This is a genomic window from Streptomyces sp. NBC_00285 (assembly GCF_036174265.1).
In the GTDB taxonomy this organism is placed as follows: domain Bacteria; phylum Actinomycetota; class Actinomycetes; order Streptomycetales; family Streptomycetaceae; genus Streptomyces.
Window position 1 is genome coordinate 5,609,459 of record NZ_CP108055.1, and the last position, 18,912, is coordinate 5,628,370.

General features: G+C 71.2%; 19 protein-coding genes. 11 read left to right on the top strand and 8 right to left on the bottom strand.

The window, feature by feature from the left end; all coding sequences use genetic code 11:
* The first annotated feature begins 62 nt into the window (after window positions 1-62).
* Entirely contained in the window at window positions 63-1,736 is a 1,674-nt protein-coding gene (locus OHT57_RS25825) for a glycoside hydrolase family 13 protein (RefSeq protein ID WP_328748874.1), read from the top strand.
* On the opposite strand, the gene OHT57_RS25830 is transcribed toward OHT57_RS25825, so the two are convergent.
* Entirely contained in the window at window positions 1,737-2,498 is a 762-nt protein-coding gene (locus tag OHT57_RS25830) for a DUF4142 domain-containing protein (RefSeq protein ID WP_328753330.1), read from the bottom strand.
* A gap of 341 nt (window positions 2,499-2,839) precedes the next feature.
* On the opposite strand from OHT57_RS25830, the gene OHT57_RS25835 reads away from it, so the two are divergent.
* On the top strand, window positions 2,840-3,520 hold the full coding sequence (locus tag OHT57_RS25835; RefSeq protein ID WP_328748875.1) for a DUF6445 family protein: 681 nt from the start codon (window positions 2,840-2,842) through the stop codon (window positions 3,518-3,520).
* Between the two features lie 119 nt (window positions 3,521-3,639).
* Here OHT57_RS25835 and OHT57_RS25840 read toward each other — a convergent pair whose 3' ends face one another.
* The 3 genes from OHT57_RS25840 to OHT57_RS25850 all read right to left on the bottom strand — a co-directional run bounded on the left by OHT57_RS25840 (window position 3,640) and on the right by OHT57_RS25850 (window position 5,367).
* A complete protein-coding gene (locus OHT57_RS25840) occupies window positions 3,640-4,011 on the bottom strand; it encodes a DUF6479 family protein (RefSeq protein WP_328748876.1) in 372 nt (123 codons plus the stop codon).
* A gap of 7 nt (window positions 4,012-4,018) precedes the next feature.
* Window positions 4,019-4,417: a luciferase domain-containing protein gene (locus tag OHT57_RS25845; RefSeq protein WP_328748877.1), complete on the bottom strand. Its 399-nt coding sequence runs from the start codon at window positions 4,415-4,417 to the stop codon at window positions 4,019-4,021.
* A 170-nt stretch (window positions 4,418-4,587) separates the two neighbouring features.
* On the bottom strand, window positions 4,588-5,367 hold the full coding sequence (locus OHT57_RS25850) for a class I SAM-dependent methyltransferase (protein ID WP_328748878.1): 780 nt from the start codon (window positions 5,365-5,367) through the stop codon (window positions 4,588-4,590).
* Window positions 5,368-5,615: 248 nt separating this feature from the next.
* On the opposite strand from OHT57_RS25850, the gene OHT57_RS25855 reads away from it, so the two are divergent.
* Entirely contained in the window at window positions 5,616-6,266 is a 651-nt protein-coding gene (locus tag OHT57_RS25855) for a DUF4328 domain-containing protein (protein WP_328748879.1), read from the top strand.
* A 111-nt stretch (window positions 6,267-6,377) separates the two neighbouring features.
* Entirely contained in the window at window positions 6,378-7,472 is a 1,095-nt protein-coding gene (locus OHT57_RS25860) for a sugar ABC transporter substrate-binding protein (protein ID WP_328748880.1), read from the top strand.
* 15 nt (window positions 7,473-7,487) lie between these two features.
* Here OHT57_RS25860 and OHT57_RS25865 read toward each other — a convergent pair whose 3' ends face one another.
* Window positions 7,488-7,646 (bottom strand): hypothetical protein, encoded by a 159-nt coding sequence (locus OHT57_RS25865; RefSeq protein WP_328748881.1) that lies wholly within the window; start codon window positions 7,644-7,646, stop codon window positions 7,488-7,490.
* Between the two features lie 188 nt (window positions 7,647-7,834).
* On the opposite strand from OHT57_RS25865, the gene OHT57_RS25870 reads away from it, so the two are divergent.
* The 3 genes from OHT57_RS25870 to OHT57_RS25880 all read left to right on the top strand — a co-directional run bounded on the left by OHT57_RS25870 (window position 7,835) and on the right by OHT57_RS25880 (window position 10,860).
* Complete coding sequence (locus tag OHT57_RS25870) at window positions 7,835-9,040, top strand: sensor histidine kinase (protein WP_328748882.1); 1,206 nt, start codon at window positions 7,835-7,837, stop codon at window positions 9,038-9,040.
* A gap of 130 nt (window positions 9,041-9,170) precedes the next feature.
* On the top strand, window positions 9,171-9,830 hold the full coding sequence (locus tag OHT57_RS25875; RefSeq protein WP_328748883.1) for a response regulator transcription factor: 660 nt from the start codon (window positions 9,171-9,173) through the stop codon (window positions 9,828-9,830).
* A gap of 115 nt (window positions 9,831-9,945) precedes the next feature.
* Window positions 9,946-10,860 (top strand): CPBP family intramembrane glutamic endopeptidase, encoded by a 915-nt coding sequence (locus tag OHT57_RS25880; RefSeq protein ID WP_328748884.1) that lies wholly within the window; start codon window positions 9,946-9,948, stop codon window positions 10,858-10,860.
* Window positions 10,861-10,998: 138 nt separating this feature from the next.
* Here the strand turns inward: OHT57_RS25880 and OHT57_RS25885 are convergent, their stop codons facing one another.
* Window positions 10,999-11,349: a hypothetical protein gene (locus OHT57_RS25885; RefSeq protein ID WP_328748885.1), complete on the bottom strand. Its 351-nt coding sequence runs from the start codon at window positions 11,347-11,349 to the stop codon at window positions 10,999-11,001.
* A 120-nt stretch (window positions 11,350-11,469) separates the two neighbouring features.
* On the opposite strand from OHT57_RS25885, the gene OHT57_RS25890 reads away from it, so the two are divergent.
* From OHT57_RS25890 to OHT57_RS25900, 3 genes are read left to right on the top strand one after another with little or no spacing between them, the layout of a single operon-like run.
* Window positions 11,470-12,099 carry an RNA polymerase sigma factor gene (locus tag OHT57_RS25890; RefSeq protein ID WP_328748886.1) on the top strand — a complete coding sequence of 210 codons (630 nt, stop codon included), beginning with the start codon at window positions 11,470-11,472 and terminating at the stop codon, window positions 12,097-12,099.
* Window positions 12,096-13,139: a CU044_5270 family protein gene (locus OHT57_RS25895; RefSeq protein ID WP_328748887.1), complete on the top strand. Its 1,044-nt coding sequence runs from the start codon at window positions 12,096-12,098 to the stop codon at window positions 13,137-13,139. Before OHT57_RS25890 ends, OHT57_RS25895 begins: the two co-directional genes overlap by 4 nt.
* A gap of 36 nt (window positions 13,140-13,175) precedes the next feature.
* Complete coding sequence (locus OHT57_RS25900) at window positions 13,176-13,493, top strand: antibiotic biosynthesis monooxygenase family protein (RefSeq protein WP_328748888.1); 318 nt, start codon at window positions 13,176-13,178, stop codon at window positions 13,491-13,493.
* Between the two features lie 75 nt (window positions 13,494-13,568).
* Here OHT57_RS25900 and OHT57_RS25905 read toward each other — a convergent pair whose 3' ends face one another.
* Window positions 13,569-15,140 (bottom strand): carbohydrate-binding protein, encoded by a 1,572-nt coding sequence (locus OHT57_RS25905; RefSeq protein WP_328748889.1) that lies wholly within the window; start codon window positions 15,138-15,140, stop codon window positions 13,569-13,571.
* 137 nt (window positions 15,141-15,277) lie between these two features.
* Between OHT57_RS25905 and OHT57_RS25910 the strand changes: the two genes are divergently transcribed.
* On the top strand, window positions 15,278-15,916 hold the full coding sequence (locus tag OHT57_RS25910; RefSeq protein ID WP_328748890.1) for a phosphoribosylanthranilate isomerase: 639 nt from the start codon (window positions 15,278-15,280) through the stop codon (window positions 15,914-15,916).
* 86 nt (window positions 15,917-16,002) lie between these two features.
* On the opposite strand, the gene OHT57_RS25915 is transcribed toward OHT57_RS25910, so the two are convergent.
* Window positions 16,003-18,840 (bottom strand): golvesin C-terminal-like domain-containing protein, encoded by a 2,838-nt coding sequence (locus OHT57_RS25915; protein WP_328748891.1) that lies wholly within the window; start codon window positions 18,838-18,840, stop codon window positions 16,003-16,005.
* Between the last annotated feature and the right edge of the window lie 72 nt (window positions 18,841-18,912).

Sequence of the window (18,912 nt, forward strand, 5' to 3'; positions counted from 1 at the left end):
TCGTATTCGCCGTTCATGCTCGTCGCTCGCACCAGAACCGCACGTATTTCGGAGGAGCCCGCGTGACCGCCCGCACCACCACGCCCGTCCCCTCGCCCGACCTCTCCAGCAACGACCCGAACTGGTGGCGGCAGGCCGTCGTCTACCAGGTCTATCCCCGCAGCTTCGCGGACGCCGACGGTGACGGCCTCGGGGACGTCAGGGGCGTCACCCAGCGCCTCACACACCTGGCCGCGCTCGGCGCGGACGCCCTGTGGCTGAGCCCGTTCTACCCTTCCGAACTCGCCGACGGCGGCTACGACGTCGCCGACTACCGGGACGTGGACCCGCGCCTCGGCACCCTCGACGACTTCGACGCCATGGTCGCCGAGGCCCACCGGCTCGGACTGAAGGTGGTCGTCGACCTCGTCCCCAACCACACCTCCCACCAGCACGTATGGTTCCAGGAGGCCCTCGCCGCCGGCCCCGGCTCGGCCGCCCGGCGACGCTACGTCTTCCGCGACGGCAAGGGCGCGCACGGCGAACTGCCGCCCACCGACTGGCAGTCCGTCTTCGGCGGCAGCGCCTGGCGGCGGGTGCCGGACGGGCAGTGGTACCTGCATCTGTTCGCCCCCGAGCAGCCCGACCTCGACTGGTCGAACGACGAGGTCCGCGAGGACTTCCGCACCACCCTGCGCTTCTGGTGCGACCGCGGGGTCGACGGATTCCGCGTGGACGTGGCCCACGCCCTGGTCAAGGACCTCGGCGAACCGCTGCGCGACCTCGGCAGCCCTGAACTCAGCGGGGACCGGGCCCTCGCCTCGATGGCACCCGGCACCCACCCCTTCTTCGACCGCGACGAGGTCCACGAGATCTACCGCGACTGGCGCACGATCCTCGACTCGTACACCCCGCCCCGTACGGCCGTCGCCGAGGCCTGGGTGCCGGGCCCGCGCCGCGCGCTGTACGCCCGCGCGGACGAACTCGGCCAGGCCTTCAACTTCGAGTACCTGCAGACTCCCTGGGACGCGGCCGAGCTGCGCCAGGTCATCGCCGACTCCCTCGTCACCGCGCGCGCGGCTCATGCCTCGGCCACCTGGGTGCTCTCCAACCACGACGTCGTACGGCACGCCTCCCGCCTCGTGCTCCCGCCGGGCACCGACGAGAACGCCTGGCTGCTGTCCGGCGGCCACGCGCCCGCCGTGGACGCGCACCGGGGCCTACGACGCGCTCGCGCCGCCACGCTGCTCATGCTGGCCCTCCCGGGATCGTCGTACGTCTACCAAGGCGAGGAACTCGGCCTGCCCGAGGCTGCCGAGCTGCCCTTCGCGGTGCTTCAGGACCCGATCTGGGAACAGACCGGACATGTGCGCAAGGGGCGCGACGGGTGCCGGGTGCCGTTGCCGTGGACGACGACGGGGCCGTCGTACGGCTTCGGGGCGGGCGGTGCGTGGCTGCCGCAGCCGGAGTGGTTCGCGCGGTACGCCGTCGAGGCCCAGGACGGCGTCGAGGGCTCCACGCTGGAGCTCTACCGCACCGCCCTGCGCCTGCGCCGCAAGCTCCTCCAGGGGGAGGAGCTGACCTGGACGGACACCGGTCCGGCCGACGTGCTGGACTTCGCCCGGCACGAGGGCTGGCGGTGCGTCACCAACCTGTCGAACGCCGCTGTCCCGCTCCCGGCGGGCGAGGTGCTGCTGACCAGCAGCCCGTTGGAGGACGGGCTGCTGGGGCCGGACACCACGGCCTGGCTGGGCTAGCTATCCCACGGTCGGGGTCGGGGTGACGCCCGTGCTCGGCACGGAGCCGCTGGAGGCGTCACCCGGGAGCGCGACCGTTGTGGAGGTCGGGTTCGGCGGCGGGGTGAGCACGATCATCGGCTCGCCGGGCTGCGGTGCCGGGGGGGTCAGGTCGACCGCGGGCAGCTTCGGCGGGGTGGTCTGCATGAACAGAGCCTGGTCGAAGTTGACGAAGCCGGTCTTCTCCATGACCGTGATGTGGTCCAGGACCGTGTCGTTGGCCTGGTCGGCCAGCGCGCGCACCAGCGAGTTCTTGGTGGTGGAGCGGACCTTGGCGATCGTGTTGAAGATCGAACCGTGCGTCACGCGCAGGATGTTGGCGAAGTTCGAGTCGAACTGCTGCCCGGAGCTCGAATCGATCGTGTTCACGAAACCCACCTGCTGAGGGCTCGCCACGTTCGGGAGGGTGATGTTGAGCATCGCGGCGACCTTGCGGTCGGTGGTGTCCAGCGCCGCGTGACCGTCGATGAGGTGCTCACCCGCGGTCTTGACCGCCGGGGTCGTGCCCTTCTGGAGGGCGATCTTCCCCAGCGGGTACTCCCAGAGGCCTGCCGCCCGGACCTTGACGACGAAGTCACGGTCGAGTTCGGTCAGCGGACCCCACTGGGTCTGCGCGATGATTCTGTCCTGAGCGGTGGCCGCCTGGCTGACGCCAAGCATCGACGGGTACGCGAGCGCGCCCAGTGTCAATGTGAGGGCTCCGCCCACAAACAGCGTTCCCATCGCGTTGCGCGAGAGTGGCACCGTGCCTCCTGCCCGGTCGGGGATCCCCGCCGGGAGGCGGGTCGGACGCACATGAGTACGGACGCGGGGGCGCCGGTGTTCATCACGTACGAGACGTGGTCACCCGAGGCCGTGGTCAGGAGGGGGCGCGATCACGACCGGACCGGGCGGGCGACCGGAGGGGCCCGCCGCATGGGCAACGGGCGACCGGGCAGGGTGAGTCCGTGGCACCCGCACGGGTCCTCCCCCCCCGGCCGTTGACCGGCCGTTGACCGGTTCGCGGGGAAGTCCTGGGCAAATCGCGGGAGAGACCTTACGCACCCCGGACCTAGATTCGCCGCATGTCCATGCCACAGCGGTCGCAACGGCCTCTTCCCGTCCTCCCCTACCGCAAGCCCACCAAGGGCCGCGACTACTGGGTGATCGACGACGTGCTCCCGGACGTCGACGCCGTACGGGAACGCTGTCTCGCGAAGGACGACTGGGTGAAGGGGTATCCGTACACCTCGGAGACCTGGCCCGGACTGCGGACCATGCCGGGTCTCGAACCCGCCGAACTCGGGCGCGTGGAGCGGCTGGTGAAGAAGGCGACCGGGGCGAAGGAACTGTGGGTGCAGCAGGCGCCCGGCGGCGGCACCCTCAACCACAACTGCGTCCAGGTCGTCGGGGAGGGCGAGAGCGAGCCCCGCCCGCACACCGACTCGCGGGCGCTGTGCCGGTACGCCGCCGTGCTGTATCTCAACCCCGGTGTCCCCAAGGACTGCGGCACCAGCTTCTACCGCCAGTCCCTGCCCGGCGGCGGACTCGGCGGCAACGTCGTACAGGCCCCGCACAACAACCTCGTCGAGGCCCTCGGCACCCGGTTCGTCGCGCCCGACGCCTTCGAGGAGGACATCCGGGTGCCGCACCGGTACAACCGGCTGCTCCTCTACAACGCCAACCTCCTGCACAGCGCCACCGGGTACTCCGGCAGCACGCTGGAGGAGAAGCGGATGACGGCCGTCTTCTTCTGGATGGCGTGACCCGGTACCGGCCGGGCGAGCGGATCTGATCCCCGGACGGAATTCACGCTGAGCGGTCGCACGACTACGTTGCGCTGAGCGGCCGGTGCCGGCGGAGTGGCCCGGGTCCTCGGGGACCGTCACACGTGGCCGAGGCCGCCGCTGCCGAAGCCGCCGCTGGAACCGGGCAGCCAGCGTTTGCGGTGCTGGTCCTTTCCTCGTCTGCTTCCCGAGTGATGGAGCTGGTACGGCATCAGCCGTTCCCGCCCGTCGACGGGGGCAGACAGCTCGTCCGGCTCCCGCATCTCCCGGATCTCGCGGATCGGGCCGCTCTCCGGAAGCCGCGGCTGCTCCTGGCTGAGCGGCCGTGGAAGCTCCCGGTCCTGGACCCGCATGCCGAACAGCACGGCCCACACCAGTGCGCCGGCGATGAACAGCCCACCTGCGAAGGCGGCGATCACGTCGAGTACGTCGCTGGACGTGGCCGCCAGGACAAACGTCGCCGTACTCATAGTCCGATTATCCCCGAATCGACCCGATCGGGGCGTCCCGGGGCACCACCGTCACCCGGTGGAAGTTGCACTCGGCCGGGCCGGCGGGCGTGAGAGCCGCCTGGTGGGTCTTGAGAGCCATGCTGACCAGGCTCATCAGCAGGTCGACGTCGGTCTCGCAGTCGAGGTGGACGGTGACCCACCCGGACCCCGGTATCAGACGGACCGCGGTCGACTCCTGGAGGTCGTCGTGGAATCTGCGGATCGCCGGTTCGGTGAGATGCAGATCCACGTCCCGGCCCGGGTGGAAGTGCACGATCTCGCTGCGTACGGAGCGCAGTGCCAGCCCCGCTCCGCAGCTGGGCATGCCCACGTAGAGGTCGGACCACGTTTCCAGGCGCTCCAGGGCACGCTCGGCCAGAGTCATGCGTCCATCGTCGCCTGCTCACCGCGTCGCAACCAGGGGTTGAGGGAAACGTAACCGGGGCGTGAGGTGTCGCGTGGGCCACAAGTGACGGCCCGGTGCACGGACTTCCCCGTGATGCGGGAGTTCGTCGCGCCCTGTTCTGTTGCGCCCCGCTCGTGGCCGGGGTCCCTTCACGCGGTCTTTCCGCGCACCGCCCAGGCGCGCGCCCAGAGGAAGATCGAACCGTCGGAGGCGGTGGGGACGGCCGCCCGCAGAGCCTCACGCAGGTCGTCGCGGTCGGCGAGGCCGAGGGCGGCGACGTAGCGGGGGGCGGGGCCCTGACCTGCCAGGAACGGCCCCCACAGGTCGGCGAAGTCGGTGAAGGCAATGGGGATCTCGATCGCGCGCACGAGCACGTCGGCGAGTCCCGCGCCCGTCCACAGGTCGTGCAGCGGCTGTGGACGGCAGTCGGGGAACCGGCGGCCCTCGTCCAGCTCCGCGGCGGCCGGGTCGAGCGCGGTGGCGGTGTCCCAGAAGTGGCGCAGCAGGCTCATCCGGTCCGCGTAGTCCCACACGTACGCGGCGACCAGACCGCCGTCCGGACGGACCGCGCGGGCCATCCCGGCGACGGCGGCCGCGGGGTCGGACAGGAAGTTCAGGGTCAGCCCGCTGACCGCCACGTCGAAGGCGCCGTCCCGGACGGGCAGCGCCATGGCATCCGCCACGGCCGTGGCCCGGGCCGCCCGTACGAAGCTCTCGGAACGGTCGCAGCCCACGATCCGGTCGGGCCGGCAACGCTCACCCACCACCGCCGACAGCACACCGGTGCCGCATCCCACGTCCAGCCACCGCAGTCCGGCCGGGCGGCCGAGCCAGGCCGTGAACTCGCGCGCGACCACCCGGCTCCAACGGCCCATGTACCGGTCGTAGGCCGCGCCGGACGCCCACACGTCGTTTCCCTGTTCGTCCATGACCCCCACGATCCTCGCCCGACCGCATTTCTTCACGGCTTCTCCATGGGGCTCGGCGGGGATTCGCGCGGCGGACGCCGAACCCCGCGGGGGTCCCACGGGGGCCGCCCCCACCTCGCGGGACCCCCGCAACCCGCCTCCACCCCACCCGTGATCCCACCCGAGATCCCCACGGGCCCCCCACGTGAACCGATCGGAGGGTTCGCGACGATGAGGGGGTGACGTGATCCTTTTGAAGGGGGACCCCCGTGGATGAGAACGCTGTCCTGCCTGTTCTGCGAACCGTGCGCGGGTCCGCCCAGCTCGCGGTCGTGGGGCTCGGACTCGCCGGTGCCGCCTGGGTGTTGCGGGCCGTGTGGCATGTCCGGCTTGCCGTGGCGGGGGAGCCCGCCGGCGGGCTGCCGGACCAGGGCGAGGGCCGGCACCGGCCGCTGAACGCCCTGGAGAACGGCTACCACCTGGTCAGCGCCGCCGGGGACCTGCTCACACTGCTGTGCGCGGCCCTGTTCATCGGCTGGGTGTGGCGGATGCGGGACAACGCGCGAGCCCTGTCCGGCGAACCGCCGCGCTATGCCGGCATCTGGGTCTACGCCTCCTGGATCGTGCCGCTCGCCAACCTGTGGATCCCGCGCGGCATCGTCGTCGACATCCACCGCAAGAGCGCCCCGGACCGCAAGCTGCCCGTCATCGTGAACGTGTGGTGGGCGCTGTGGCTGGTCGGCATGGTCACCGGGCTCGGCCTGACCTACCGGGGCGGCGCGGACGACGTCATCGCCCGCGCCTACCACGGTGTGGGCTCCCTGCTCTTCGCCGACCTCGCCGTCATCGGCGCGGCCGTCGCCGGGATCCTCATGGTGCGCGCCCTGACCGCCGTACAACTTGTGCACATCGATGACTAGTTGCGTGTGCCGCGTGGTGATCCGTTGAAGGAAACGGTCAGGTCGTTTGATCGGGATTGAGGGCACTTACTGTTGCGCCTACGTGACAGCCCCCCCACCCCCAGGATCGTCATGCGTCGCCTCCCCTCCGTCATGGCCGTCTGTGTGTCGGCCCTCCTGCTCACCTCCTGCGGAGTCGGCAGCAGCGACACCGCAGTGAGTCCCAAGAAGGGCGACGACATCACGCTGGGTCTGCTGCTCCCCGACCGGGACACCAGCCGCTTCGACAGGTTCGACTTCCCCCTCATCAAGAAGGAGGTCGCGACCCTCACCCACGGCAAGGGCAAGGTCACTTACGCCAACGCCGAGGCGAGCGCGAAGCAGCAGAGCCGGCAGTTCCTGCAGATGGTCGCCGACAAGGTGGACGTGATCCTGGTGGACGCGGTCGACGCCAAGGCGATCGGGTCCGACGTCCAGAAGGCGAAGGACGCCGGCATCCCCGTCATCGCCTACGACCGGCTCGCCCAGGGCCCGATCGACGCCTACGTCTCGCACGACAACGAGCTCGTCGGCGAGGTGCAGGGCCGTGCCGTCGTCGAAGCGCTCGGCGACAAGGCCGAGACCAGCAAGATCGTCATGATGAACGGCTCGGTCGCCGACCCCAACACCGCCCTGTTCGAGAAGGGCGCGCTGAGCGAGCTCACCGGCAAGGTCGTCATCGCCAAGCAGTACGACACCCCGGAGTGGCTGCCGTCGGTCGCCAAGGCCCACATGAAGGAGGCGATCGCCGCCCTCGGGCTGAACAACATCGCCGCCGTCTACTCGGCCAACGACGACATGGCGGGCGCGGTCATCGACGAGCTCAAGGCGGCGGGGGCCACGAAGATCCCGCCGGTGACCGGGCAGGACGCGAGCCTCGCGGCGGTGCAGCGGGTCGTGTCGGGCGATCAGTACATGACCGTGTACAAGTCGTTCCTGCTGGAGGCGACCAACGCCGCCCAGATCGCGGTGTACAAGGTCCAGGGTCGCGGTCTCCAGTTCGACGCGCTCATCCGCGACAAGGTCGACAGCCCCACCCAGAAGGACATCCCGTCGATGCTGGTGCCGGTGGTCGCCCTCACCAGGGACAACATCCGGCAGACGGTGATCAAGGACGACGTCTACACGGTGAAGCAGATCTGCACCGCCCAGTACGCGGCGGACTGCGCGGCCATCGGGCTGAAGTAGACCCGGCCCGGCTGCTCACACGCCGGTACGCAGCCGCCGTACGGCGAGGACGGTGGCCGACAGCGCGGTGACCGTGCCGAAGGCCAGGTGGACGGTGGTGTCGGCCGCGGTGAACGACGCCACAGCGTTGCCCAGCACGCTGAGGACAAGCAGGGGCCAGAGCAGAAGGTTCACGGTTCCTCCAGGGACGTGGGTGGTCTCGACACCGATGACGCTACGGGCGGGCACCCGCCCCCGCCGATCCAGCGGTCCGCCCGTTCCGGGGTACAGCAGGCTGTACTTTCCGGCTGCCGGTGGCTGAACGAACTCCCTTTCGACATAAGGTCGTTGTCTTCCGGACGGATCAGCCAGAGGGGACCGGGATGGCCACCGCCGACGTCAAACGCCTGGTCGTGGGGACCGCGATGACCGCGGCCGCCGCGCTCGGACAGCTCGTCTCCGGACTCGGTACGGCCGTCCTCGCGCCGTTCGTGCTGCTGTGGCTGGTGCTGGCACCCGGCGGGGTGGGCGTGCTGCACTCGCTGGCCGGCGTGGAACGCGCCCGGCTCGCCCGCTGGGGCCCCGAGGTCGTCGCCCCCGAGCCGCCGCCCACGCGACTGCGGGCCGCCCTCGCCGACCCCACGACCCGACGCGAACTGCGCTGGCTGGTCCGGCACCTGGCCGTGGGCCTGCCGCTGGGGATGCTCGGCTTCCTGCTGCCCCTGGTCGCCGTACGGGACACGGCCTTCCCGCTGTACTGGCGGTTCGCCCCGGAGAACGCGACCGCCACCTCCATCGGCGTCGGCAACGCGCACTCCTGGCCGGACGCCCTCGCGGTGACCCTGCTCGGCGTGGGCTGGATCGCCATCATCCTGGGGCTCGCGCCCGGCATGGCACGGCTCCAGGCGGAACCCGGGCGCCGGCTCCTGTCGGCCGGTCCCGACGCCGATCTCTCCCTGCGCATCGCGGAGTTGACCGCCACCCGGGCCGGCGCGCTGGACGCCCACGCCACCGAACTGCGGCGCATCGAGCGCGCGTTGCACGACGGCACCCAGAACCGGATCGTCACGGTGACCGTGCTGCTCGGGGCGGCCCGCCGCATGGTCGCCCGCGACCCGGCCGGCGCCGACGAACTCCTGGAGCGGGCCCAGTCGGCCGCCGAGCAGGCGCTGGCCGAGCTGCGGACCGTCTCCCGCAGCATCCTGCCACCGGTGCTCGCGGACCGGGGGCTGGCGGGGGCGCTCACGGGGCTCGCGGCGGAGAGCGCGGTGCCGTGTTCGGTCGACGTCGAGATGTCCCGGCGGTGCGCGGCCTCGGTCGAGGCGACCGCGTACTTCGTGGTGGCCGAGGCGTTGACGAACATCGTCAAGCACAGCGGGGCGGAACAGGCCGGCGTCACGGTCCGGGCCGCCGGTGACCGGCTGGTGCTGACCGTCTCCGACGACGGCCGCGGCGGCGCCGACGAGCACGGCGGCTCCGGCCTCACCGGCATCCGCCACCGCGTCGCCGCCCACGACGGCACCCTCCGCCTGACCAGCCCCACGGGCGGCCCGACGGTGGTGGAGGTGGAGCTACCGTGCGGCGCGTGACCGACCGCGGCCGCCGCCCGGTTGCCGTGCGGTGCCTGACCCGGTTCGGGGGCGGCCGGGTGGCCGTTGTCCGGGCCATCCGTCCGATGTTCCCTTTGGGCGGCCCGATGACCCTGGAGGCGGACCTGCCATGCGGATCGTGATCGCCGAGGACGACCCCCTGCTGCGCGAGGGCCTCGCCCTGCTCCTGCGTGCCGAGGGCATGGACGTGGTCGCCACGGCCGACAACGCCGACGACGCCCTCGACGCCATCGAGGCGCACAAGCCCGACGTCGCCATCCTCGACGTCCGGATGCCGCCCACGCACACCGACGAGGGCGTCCGCGCCGCCGTCGAGGCCCGGCGGCGCAGGCCCGATCTCGCGGTGCTCGTGCTGTCCGCCTACGTCGAGCAGAGCTTCGCGACCGAGCTGCTGACCGGCGGGGTCGGCAAGCTGGGCTATCTGCTCAAGGAACGGGTCGGCCGGGTCGAGGAGTTCCTCGACGCACTGCGCCGGGTGGCGGACGGCGGGACCGCCATCGACCCCGAGGTCGTCGCCCAGCTCTTCTCACGGTCCCGCCAGGACACCCGGCTGGAACGGCTCAGCCCGCGCGAGAAGGACGTACTCGCCCTGATGGCCGAGGGGCTCGGCAACAGTGCCGTCGCGGAGCGGCTGTTCGTGACCGACGGGGCCGTTCACAAGCACATCCGGAGCATCTTCGCGAAGCTGGACCTGGCCCCGACGGACCAGACGGACCGGCGGGTGGCGGCCGTGCTCCGCTACCTGGAGGACGCGCGCCGACGGCCCTGAGGAGGTCCCGGGTAGTGCCTGCTGTACCGGCAGTCGGGGTGTGCGCGGCAATGATCCGAGGGCCCGGCGCTGGTGTGCTGGACGCATCACATCAGCCCCTCGGAAGGGACCCGCGGTGAGCGTCCAAGCCCCCGTCAGCATCGAAACCCGACCGGCTCCGCAAGCGGGCACGGGCCTGCTCGGCAGCATCCGCCGGCGCCCCCTGACCTGGTTCTTCAGCCTGGCCTTCGCGTTGAGCTGGGCCGTCTGGACGCCCTACGTCCTCTCCGAGAACGGCCTCGGCGTCTGGCACTTCACCTTCCCCGGCGGCCGCGCGGCCAGCCAGCTCACCGGCGTCCTGCCCGGCGCCTACCTCGGCCCGATCGCCTCGGCGCTCCTCGTCACCTGCGTCACGGAGGGACGGGCGGGGCTCAGGGTCTGGCGGCGCCGGATGCTGAAGTTCAAGGTCAGCTGGCGCTGGTACCTGGTGGTGCTGGCGTCGGTGCCGGCCGCGCTGACCCTGGCCGTGATGGCGCTGTCCGACAGCGATCCCGTACTGCCGTCCGCGATGATCTTCGCCGCGTATCTCCCGGGCCTGCTCGTCCAGTTGATCACCACGGGTCTCGCGGAGGAGCCCGGCTGGCGCGAGTTCGCCATGCCGCGGATGCAGCGCCGCTACGGCCCCCTGAACGCGACCCTCTTCGTCGGCGTGCTGTGGGGCTGCTGGCACCTGCCGCTGTTCCTGACGGAGTGGGGCGGCGGACCGCACGTGGCGTGGACGGTGCCGGTGGAGTTCATCGCGATGACCATCACCTTCAGCTGCGTGATGACCTGGGTGTTCAACAAGTCCGGCGAGAGCATGCCGCTGGTCATGCTGCTGCACTGCGGCGTCAACAACTTCTTCTCGATGGCCTCGTCGGACATGTTCCCCAAGCTGTCCCAGAGCGAGGGCACCCACGCGCTGCTGCTCGCCACGACGACGGCGGCCCTGATCCTGCTGGCGGTGACGCGCGGCCGGCTGGGCCTGCCCAAGGGGCGACCCGCGGTCTGACGTATCCGGCCGGACTCGAAACCCGACCCGACCGACCCGACCCCACCGCACCGCATCGCACACCAACGGGCTCCCGGCGCCTCCCTCGCCGCTCCGGGAGCCCGTTCCGCTGCGCCCCCGCGCCGACGGCCCGCCCGGTTACCGTTCCGACCCGTTGGCGAACTGCAGGGAGATATGCCGCAGGACCTCCGCGGCGGAGGTGTCGGTGCGGCCCTCGTCGTGGACCTCGGCCAGCTGCACGAAGGCGAACGAGAAGCAGTTGGCGATGCTCGCGATGGCAGGCCCCAGCTCCTCGACGACGGCGTCCGCCGCCGCGTGGCCACTGGCGTCCGCGGGGAGGTGGATCCGTGGCAGGGTCTCCACGAGCAGCGCGGAGATGGCTCCCGTCAACGAGGCCTGCCGATCGGGGTGTTCACGGACCTGCCGCCGCATCTCAAGGGCCTCGGTGAGGATTCCGACGACGTTCTGCATGATCTCGCGCTGCTCCATGCGCGCAGCCTAGAGCGTGGACGCCGAAGCCGGTGCCGGTGCCTGTGCCGCAGTTGGCGTATGTGGAGTGTGTGGCGCAGGACACAGGAACTCGGGGTAGGGGTGCGGAGCGTTACTGGTGTGAAGGAAACAGAACCAGCGGAACCGGAGCGGGCGCGGATACGGGCCGGGGACCGGGCGGCGTTCGGGGAGCTGTACGACCGTCATGCGCGGGCGGTGTACAACCACGCGCTGCGGCTGACCGGGAACTGGGCGGAGGCCGAGGAGGCGATGTCCGAGACCTTCCTCGCCGCCTGGCGCACCCGGGAGACGGTCGAGCCGGAGGGCGGTTCGCTCAGGCCCTGGCTGCTCGGCATCGCCACGCACAAGGCGCACAACGCCAACCGGGGCCTGCGCAGACGGCTCGCGTTCCTGGCCCGCAGCCCCGAGCCCCGTCCTGTCGAGGACTTCGCCGAGGAGAGCGCCGGCCGGATCGACGACGCACGGCGGCTCGCGGTCGTGCACCGGGCGCTCGGGCAGCTCAAGCGCCAGGACCGTGAGGTCTTCGCGCTGTGCGTGTCGGCGGGCCTCGACTACCAGCAGGCCGCGGAGGCGCTCGGCGTGCCCGTCGGCACCGTGCGGTCCCGGCTGTCACGGGCCCGGGCCCGGCTGGCCCGGCTGAGCGCGCAGGTGGAACCGCCCCCGGCCCACGGAGAGATGGAGAGTGAGGCCGCGCTCGCGGCCCTGTTCCTGCGGGAGGAGACCCGATGAGTGAGGCCGAGGAACTGCTGTCGACCCCGGCGGAGTGGGACCTCCCCGCGGAGCGCCACCGCCATTTCAAGGACGTACTGATGCACCGGATCGACCAGGACCAGACCCCTGCGGGACGCACCGGGTCCCCCACCCCCGGACGGGCCTCCGGACGGGCCTCCGTACGGCGTCGGCTCGCGCGCCCCGCCGTCCTGGTGCCCCTCGCCTCCGTGGCCCTCGCGGGCGCACTGCTCGTGACCCTCTCCGTGGACGGCCGTGGCGGGTCGACCGCGGCCTCCCCGTCGGCGGGCGTCACCGGTGCCTCCGGCACGCTCAACCGGATCGCCACGGCCGCCATGGCGAGCGACGCGACTCCGGTGCGGGACGACCAGTTCGTGTACGTGCGGACGCTGGACCGTGAGAACACGGGCACCTTCACCGGTCCCATCCGGCTCGGCGCCCTGCACACCGAGGAGCGCTGGACCGCCCAGGACCCCGGTCCCCTCCGGATCACCGGGTGGCTCAAGGCCACCGGCAAGGACGCGATCATGCCGGGACAGGTGATCCCCGTCGAGTCGCCGGATCCCCGGCCGGTGGGCGTCGACCGTCCGACGTACCGGTGGCTGGCCTCGCTGCCCACCGACCCCGACGCCCTGCTCGCCCGGCTCGGCAAGGAGGCCAGGCCGGTCGAGGGCGAGTCGCGGGACCAGGCGGTCTTCTCCCTGATCGGCGACCTGATCAGCGGCACGATCATGCCGCCGGCCAACGCCGCCGCGTTCTACGAGGCGGCCGCGAAGCTGCCCGGCGTACGGGAGATCCCCGACGCCGTCGACGCCGCCGGCCGGCACGGCATCGCCATCACCCTCGACGACACCGGCTTCGCGACCCGCGACGAGTGGATCTTCGACAAGAAGACCCTGGTCCTGCTCGGTGCCCGCTTCTACGTCACCGACCCGGACCGGGGGATCACGACCGAGACCCTGGCCGGCACCAGCGCCGTCATGGAGAGGGCGGTCGTCGACAAGAAGGCCGAGGTGCCCGCACGGGCGGTGTCCCGCTGACGTTCCGCTGATGACCCTTGGAGCACACTTGGGGGCATGAGCATCGTCAAGATCAACGTACTCACGGTCCCCGAGGAGCAGCGCGAGACGCTGGAGAAGCGGTTCGCGTCTCGCGCGGGGAGCGTCGAGAACTCGGACGGATTCGAGTGGTTCGAGCTGCTGCGTCCCGTCGAGGGCACCGACACCTACCTCGTCTACACGCGCTGGCGCGGCGAGGAGGACTTCCAGAAGTGGATGTCCGGGATGTCGCAGTCCTCGCACGGGGGTGGCGAGCAGAACCGCCCCAAGCCCGCCTCCTCCGGCTCGACACTGTGGACCTTCGAGGTCGTCCAGCAGGCCGCGCCGAAGCAGTGACGGCGAAGGGACCCCGGGCACTGATCGCGGATCACTGATCCCTGATCACGCAGTGCCCGGGGTCCCCGCGGTGCCCTACAGCGTGACCTGCTTGCCGCCGAAGGTCACGACCAGGCTGCCGTCGGAGGCGTAGGACCAGCCGAGGGCGCCCGAGTAGGTGGAGCAGCGGGAGCCGTTGGTGCCGGACCAGAACTGGTTGGAGCTGTCGGCGTCACCGACGAACCGGTCGTTGGCTCCGCTGGTGCACGAGGTGTTGGAGCGGAAGACCGAGGTGCCGGTCTCGAAGTTGAAGTTGCGCTCGGTGTTGGCGATGGAGACGTTGCTGGTGATGGTCATGGAGCCGGGGTTGCTGTTGTAGGTGAACCCGTGGTGGCCGTTGCCGTAGGCGATGCTGTGCCGCACCACGTGGTTGACCGCGATGCTGTCGCCGCCGAGCTTGTAGCCGTTGCGGTCGCCGTTGCCGGACTGCGAGCCGTCGCTGAGCGTGCCGTTGCCGTACGACAGGGAGTACTCGATGGTCACCGGGCCGATCGCGCCGGTGTCGGTCTTGGTGTAGAGGTCCCAGCCGTCGTCGATGTTGTTGTGCGAGACGGCATACCGGAAGACGTTCCCGGTGCCGGTGGTGAGCTTCGCGGCGAAGCCGTCGGCGTCCTCGCCGTCGGAGTCGGCGTTGTCGTGCGACTCGGCGCTCAGGATCAGGTTGTTGGCGGGCCACTGGCTCGCCGGGGTGGAGGAGGCCATCCGGCCCAGCTGGAGGCCGGTGTCACGGTTGAAGCGGGTCACCGTGCGCTCGATGACGTTGTTGCTGCCGCCGACGTAGATGCCGTTGTCCCCGGCTCGCTCGACGACGAGGCCGTAGATCTTCCAGTAGTTGGCGTTGAGCTGGATGCCGCGGTTGGTGGAACTCTCGCTCTGCGCCGAGAAGTTGAGCACCGGAGTCTCGCCCGGGTAGGCGGAGAGCGTGGTGCGGGCGGCGGCGGTGCCGTTGGCGCCGGCCGGGATGGTCACCGTCGAGGAGTAGGCGTACGTCCCGCCGCGCACGTAGATCGTGCCGCCCGCGGAGATACGGCTGATCGCCGAGGTGAGGGTGGTGGGCGCGGTCACCGTGCCGGCCGCGCTGTCGGTGCCGCTCGGTGACACGTACAGGGCGGTGCTGGACGGCGGGGTGGTCGTGCCGGACGTCTCGGCGTCCAGGTAGTCGGTGTTGGGCAGGCCGTTCGCGCTGGTCGGGTTGAGCCGGATGGTGTTGCTGCCCGCGTTCACGGGCACGGTGAGCGTCTTCGTGGTCCAGCCGGTCCAGGTGCCGGTGGACTCGAAGGATGCCGAGGAGACCGTCGTGCCGTTCACGATGATGTCCGCGGGGCGGGCGGTGGTGGTGCCGTTGGCGAAGCGGACGCTGAGGGTCGCCGTGCCCGATGCGGGTGTGGACACGGTGAACTGGGCGTACGCGCCGGTGGCGTTGGTGCCGTTGCAGAATCCGCTGCCTGAGTAGCCGGCGTACTCGGTCTCGACGGCTCCGGTGCAGACGGCGGGGGCTGTTTCGGCCTCGTAGCGGGTGGTGGCTGCCTGGGCCGTGGTCGTGCCGGAGAGTGCGACGAGCGTGCCGGCGATGAGGCCGACGGAGGTGATGAGGGGTCTCAGGTGCATCGTTCGTCTCCATGGTGTGCGGTGACGGGGGCACGTATTCTTCGGACGGTAAGCGCTTGCCATGGCCGCGTCAACGGTTGCGTATGTGATCGTTGTTCACACATAGGAATCGCGTAGGTATTGGATACGGTGGCGGCATGACCCTCTTCGTGAAGATCTGCGGCCTGCGCACCGAGCGGGACGTCGACACGGCCGTCGAGGCCGGCGCCGACGCCATCGGGTTCGTCTTCTCCGACAGCCCGCGCCGCATCGACCCCGTCACCGCGGCACGGCTGGCCGCCCGGGTCCCGGAGAGCGTCCTGACGGTGGGCGTGTTCCGCCGCGAACCCCTGGAGTACGTACGGTCCGTGGCCGCCGGGTCCGGCATCGGGGCCGTCCAGCTGCACGGCCCCGAGGACCGCGCCTACTACGACGAACTCTCCGTCGGCGGCTGGACGTTGATCCGCGCGGCCGCCTTCGGCGACTCCGTGCCGCGCTGCGGTGAACTGGGCGAGGACATGCTGCTCCTCGACGCCCCGGTGCCGGGCTCCGGCACGGCGTGGGACTGGTCGAGCAAGCAGGTCGCCGCGGCGGGGGAGAGGTGGCTCCTCGCCGGAGGCCTCACGCCGGAGAACGTACGCGAGGCCGTCGACGTCACCCGCCCCTGGGGCGTCGACGTGTCCAGCGGCGTGGAGGCCAGCCGCGGCGTCAAGGACCCGGCCCTGATCACAGCGTTCGTCGAGGCGGCCCGCGCGAGGGCGGACGCGGGAGCGCCCGCCGTCGGTCCGGTGGACTGACGACGGGCGCTCACGGGATCAGGGGCGCGGGGAACTGCGCGACCAGCCACGACGGCGCAGCGGACGGGAGACGACCCGTCGTGGCACTACTTCCCCTTCACGGGGACGAAAGCCAACGCGTCCCAGGCGATCGACGCGTCCCCCGTGCCGTCCGCCGTAGCCGAGCTCAGTGAGACGCTCGGGGTGCCCTTGAACTCGTACGACCCCAGCGACACCCAGGCGTTCTTCCCGCCGGTGTCCTGGGAGACCGTCTTCTCCACGACCGTGCCGTCACCGAGGTCGATGCGGTACTTGGCCGACGGCGTGTTCGCCTCGTGGTCGGGCAGGTGCACCATGACCTCCGCAGAGCCGGTGACCTTGCGGTCCGGCGTCCAGGTGCCGGTGACCACCGAGTCGGTGAAGCTCGGCGCCCGGGTGTGGGTGAGCCAGAAGTGGCCGCCGAACCCCGCGCCCAGCTGATGGAAGTCGATCTTCGACGGGTAGACGGTCGCGCCGTTCTGCTGCGCCGACCCGAAGGTGAACGTCAGCGTGCCCCGGCTGCTCCAATTGCGCCGGCCCCCGCAGGGGTTGGCGGATCCGACCCGGAACTTCACCGTGTTCGGCACGTCGTCCACGATCAGCGCGTTCGCCGGGAGGGTGGACGTGCAGGCGGCCGGGTGGGGTGCGGTGACCTTCGGTTCGGGGTCGCCGGCCCGGTACTTCAGCACCTCGGTGCCGCAGGTGGCCGTGCAGTCCGTCCAGCTCACCGGCTGGTTCCACCAGCACTTGAAGTCGTCCCGCTGGCAGGGGCCCTCGGGCTGCGTCGACCCCTCGACCTTGTGCGGCTTGGTGATGTCGCAGTCGTTGACCGTGGGCGCGCAGAACGTGTCGTGCGCCGGTTCGGCGGCCGGCGCTCCGGCGGGCCAGTCGCCGACGGTGAAGGACTTCACGGTCGCCCCGGTCGCCGGGTCGGTCTTCTGCTGGGAGTACGCGGCCCAGCCGAGGACCCGCTCCGGGTACGTCCACTGGTTGGGGTTGCGGGCGTCGTCGTAGCCGGACGCGAGGAACATCTTCCGGTCGGCCGGGTAGAGGCCGTTGGCCGGGTTGTTGAACCAGCCGAGACCCCACGGCGCGCTCGCGTCCGTCGAACTGGGCAGGTTGAGACCGCTGTTGTAGGCCCAGAGCGCGAGCCACCAGTTCTCCAGGTACTTCGGGTCACCGCCGTTGACGAGCAGGCCCCGGTCGTACAGCTGGTTCCACTTGTCCTGGAGGATCTGCAGACCGGCGGCGATGTTGGCCGCGTAGTCCACGGTGATCGCGTGCTGCTGCTCCGCGGTGTACGTGGTGTCCGTCTTCGCCATGCCGCTGGTCACCTGGGAGATGCCGTAACCGCAGTCCGCCGCCGCCCAGTTGACGGTGTGGACGCTGCCGGCGTTGCCGTAGTAGCCGCCCTGGACGAAGTTGCCGCTCTCGCCCGCGGCCGCCCGGGAGCTGGCCTGGAGCAGGTTGGACTCCTGGGAGAGCACCCCGAGCATGATCTGCGCGGGCACCCGGCCGCCGCCCTTGAGCGCGGTGGAGGGGAACAGGCTCTGCGGGGTGTACGAGGTGAGCTCGCTGCCGTTCCAGCCGCTGCGGCGGCGCACGTCGAGCTTGCCCTGCACGGCGAGGTCCGTCGCCCACTCGGCCTGCGCGTTCGAGGGCTGGAGCGACTGGAGCTTCGGGTCGTTGCGGGTGACGGCGCAGGCGCGGTCGGGGTCGGTGGTGACGGCCGACGGGTCGTCGTCCGAGGCGGCGGCGGTGGCGCTCGGCGCGCTGACGCTGTCGGTGTGCACGCCGTCCGACAGGGCCGGGGACTGCTCGGCGCCCTGGGCCGCGGCCTTGGGCCGGACCGTGAAGTCGACGGTGGTGTCGCTGCCCGGCAGGACCGCGCCGATGCCGACGGGCTGGGCGCCGGTCGCGGCGGCCTTCTTGCCGCCGGACGCCTCGGAGCCGTTGCCGACGGAGGTCAGCGCCAGGTCACCGGTGGTGGACACCTCGGCGGAGGCCGGCACGTCCAGGGTCTGCCAGCTCTTCGGGAGCGCCTTTACGGCGTCCTCGGCGTCGCTGCCGGTCAGGAAGACCCGGCCGCCGTTGCCGCGGACCGCGAGGGCGCCGAGCGTGCCGGAGCCGAGGAGCTTGTCGGAGCCCGCGGAGGTGACGCGGCGAACCTGCACCTTCTTGCCGTCGGGGACCTGGTAGGCGAGCCCGCTGTGCGCGTCCGGGACCAGCCGGAAGGGCGTACCGCCGGTCCTGGCCAGCGTGTTGGTGGCGCCCTTGGCGTCCACCGAGACCACGGAGTCGCCGGAGACCGCCGCGATCTTCTCGCCGAAGGGCACGGCGGAGGTCAGCTGACCGGGCACGGTCTGCTGACGTACCAGCTTCGCCCGCGCGGTGTCGACGGTGAGCAGTTCGGTGTCGCCGCCCTCGGGCCGGGTCAGGACGGCCTGTTCGCCGTCGCCGCAGCCGGGGTTGAAGTAGGCCAGCGAGACCAGTTCGGGCAGCTTGGTCACCCGGCCGTCGGCCAGGTCGACGACGGCCGCGAACGCGCCCTGCTGGAAGCCCTGTTGGTCGTTGACGGCCTGCCGGGGCGCGTACACCACGACGGCACGGTCGCCGGACCCGGTCACACAGGTCTGGCCGATCCACTGGTCGGTGTCGATGCCCGGCTCGGACAGGGTGGCCGCGGTGTGCCACTTGTAGGCGTCCGCCGCGTCGGCGACCAGCACGTGCAGTCCGGTGCCGTCGCCGTCGTAGGTGACGATGCGGTCGCCGGACTTCTGCCAGCCGGAGGGCAGTCGAGAGGTGTCGGTGATGTGGTCAGCCGCCGGAGCGGCCGTCGGGTCGGCGGGATCGGTCAGGGCCGCCGAGGCCAGCGGGGCGATGAGCGCGAGTGAGAGCACGGACATCGCGCCGGCTGCCGCTATACGGCCACGCCGGCTTTTCGGCACACGCCAACGGTGTCTGCCGCCGGGATTGTC

Bases quoted from the DNA above. Each gene is read 5' to 3' on its own strand.
- OHT57_RS25845 (WP_328748877.1), bottom strand. From the start codon at position 4,417: ATGACTCTGGCCGAGCGTGCCCTGGAGCGCCTGGAAACGTGGTCCGAC.
- OHT57_RS25875 (WP_328748883.1), top strand. From the start codon at position 9,171: ATGCGGATCGTGATCGCCGAGGACGACCCCCTGCTGCGCGAGGGCCTC.
- OHT57_RS25885 (WP_328748885.1), bottom strand. From the start codon at position 11,349: ATGGAGCAGCGCGAGATCATGCAGAACGTCGTCGGAATCCTCACCGAG.
- OHT57_RS25870 (WP_328748882.1), top strand. From the start codon at position 7,835: ATGGCCACCGCCGACGTCAAACGCCTGGTCGTGGGGACCGCGATGACC.
- OHT57_RS25900 (WP_328748888.1), top strand. From the start codon at position 13,176: ATGAGCATCGTCAAGATCAACGTACTCACGGTCCCCGAGGAGCAGCGC.
- OHT57_RS25905 (WP_328748889.1), bottom strand. From the start codon at position 15,140: ATGCACCTGAGACCCCTCATCACCTCCGTCGGCCTCATCGCCGGCACG.
- OHT57_RS25895 (WP_328748887.1), top strand. From the start codon at position 12,096: ATGAGTGAGGCCGAGGAACTGCTGTCGACCCCGGCGGAGTGGGACCTC.
- OHT57_RS25835 (WP_328748875.1), top strand. From the start codon at position 2,840: ATGTCCATGCCACAGCGGTCGCAACGGCCTCTTCCCGTCCTCCCCTAC.
- OHT57_RS25830 (WP_328753330.1), bottom strand. From the start codon at position 2,498: ATGGGAACGCTGTTTGTGGGCGGAGCCCTCACATTGACACTGGGCGCG.
- OHT57_RS25910 (WP_328748890.1), top strand. From the start codon at position 15,278: ATGACCCTCTTCGTGAAGATCTGCGGCCTGCGCACCGAGCGGGACGTC.
- OHT57_RS25850 (WP_328748878.1), bottom strand. From the start codon at position 5,367: ATGGACGAACAGGGAAACGACGTGTGGGCGTCCGGCGCGGCCTACGAC.
- OHT57_RS25860 (WP_328748880.1), top strand. From the start codon at position 6,378: ATGCGTCGCCTCCCCTCCGTCATGGCCGTCTGTGTGTCGGCCCTCCTG.
- OHT57_RS25840 (WP_328748876.1), bottom strand. From the start codon at position 4,011: ATGAGTACGGCGACGTTTGTCCTGGCGGCCACGTCCAGCGACGTACTC.
- OHT57_RS25915 (WP_328748891.1), bottom strand. From the start codon at position 18,840: ATGTCCGTGCTCTCACTCGCGCTCATCGCCCCGCTGGCCTCGGCGGCC.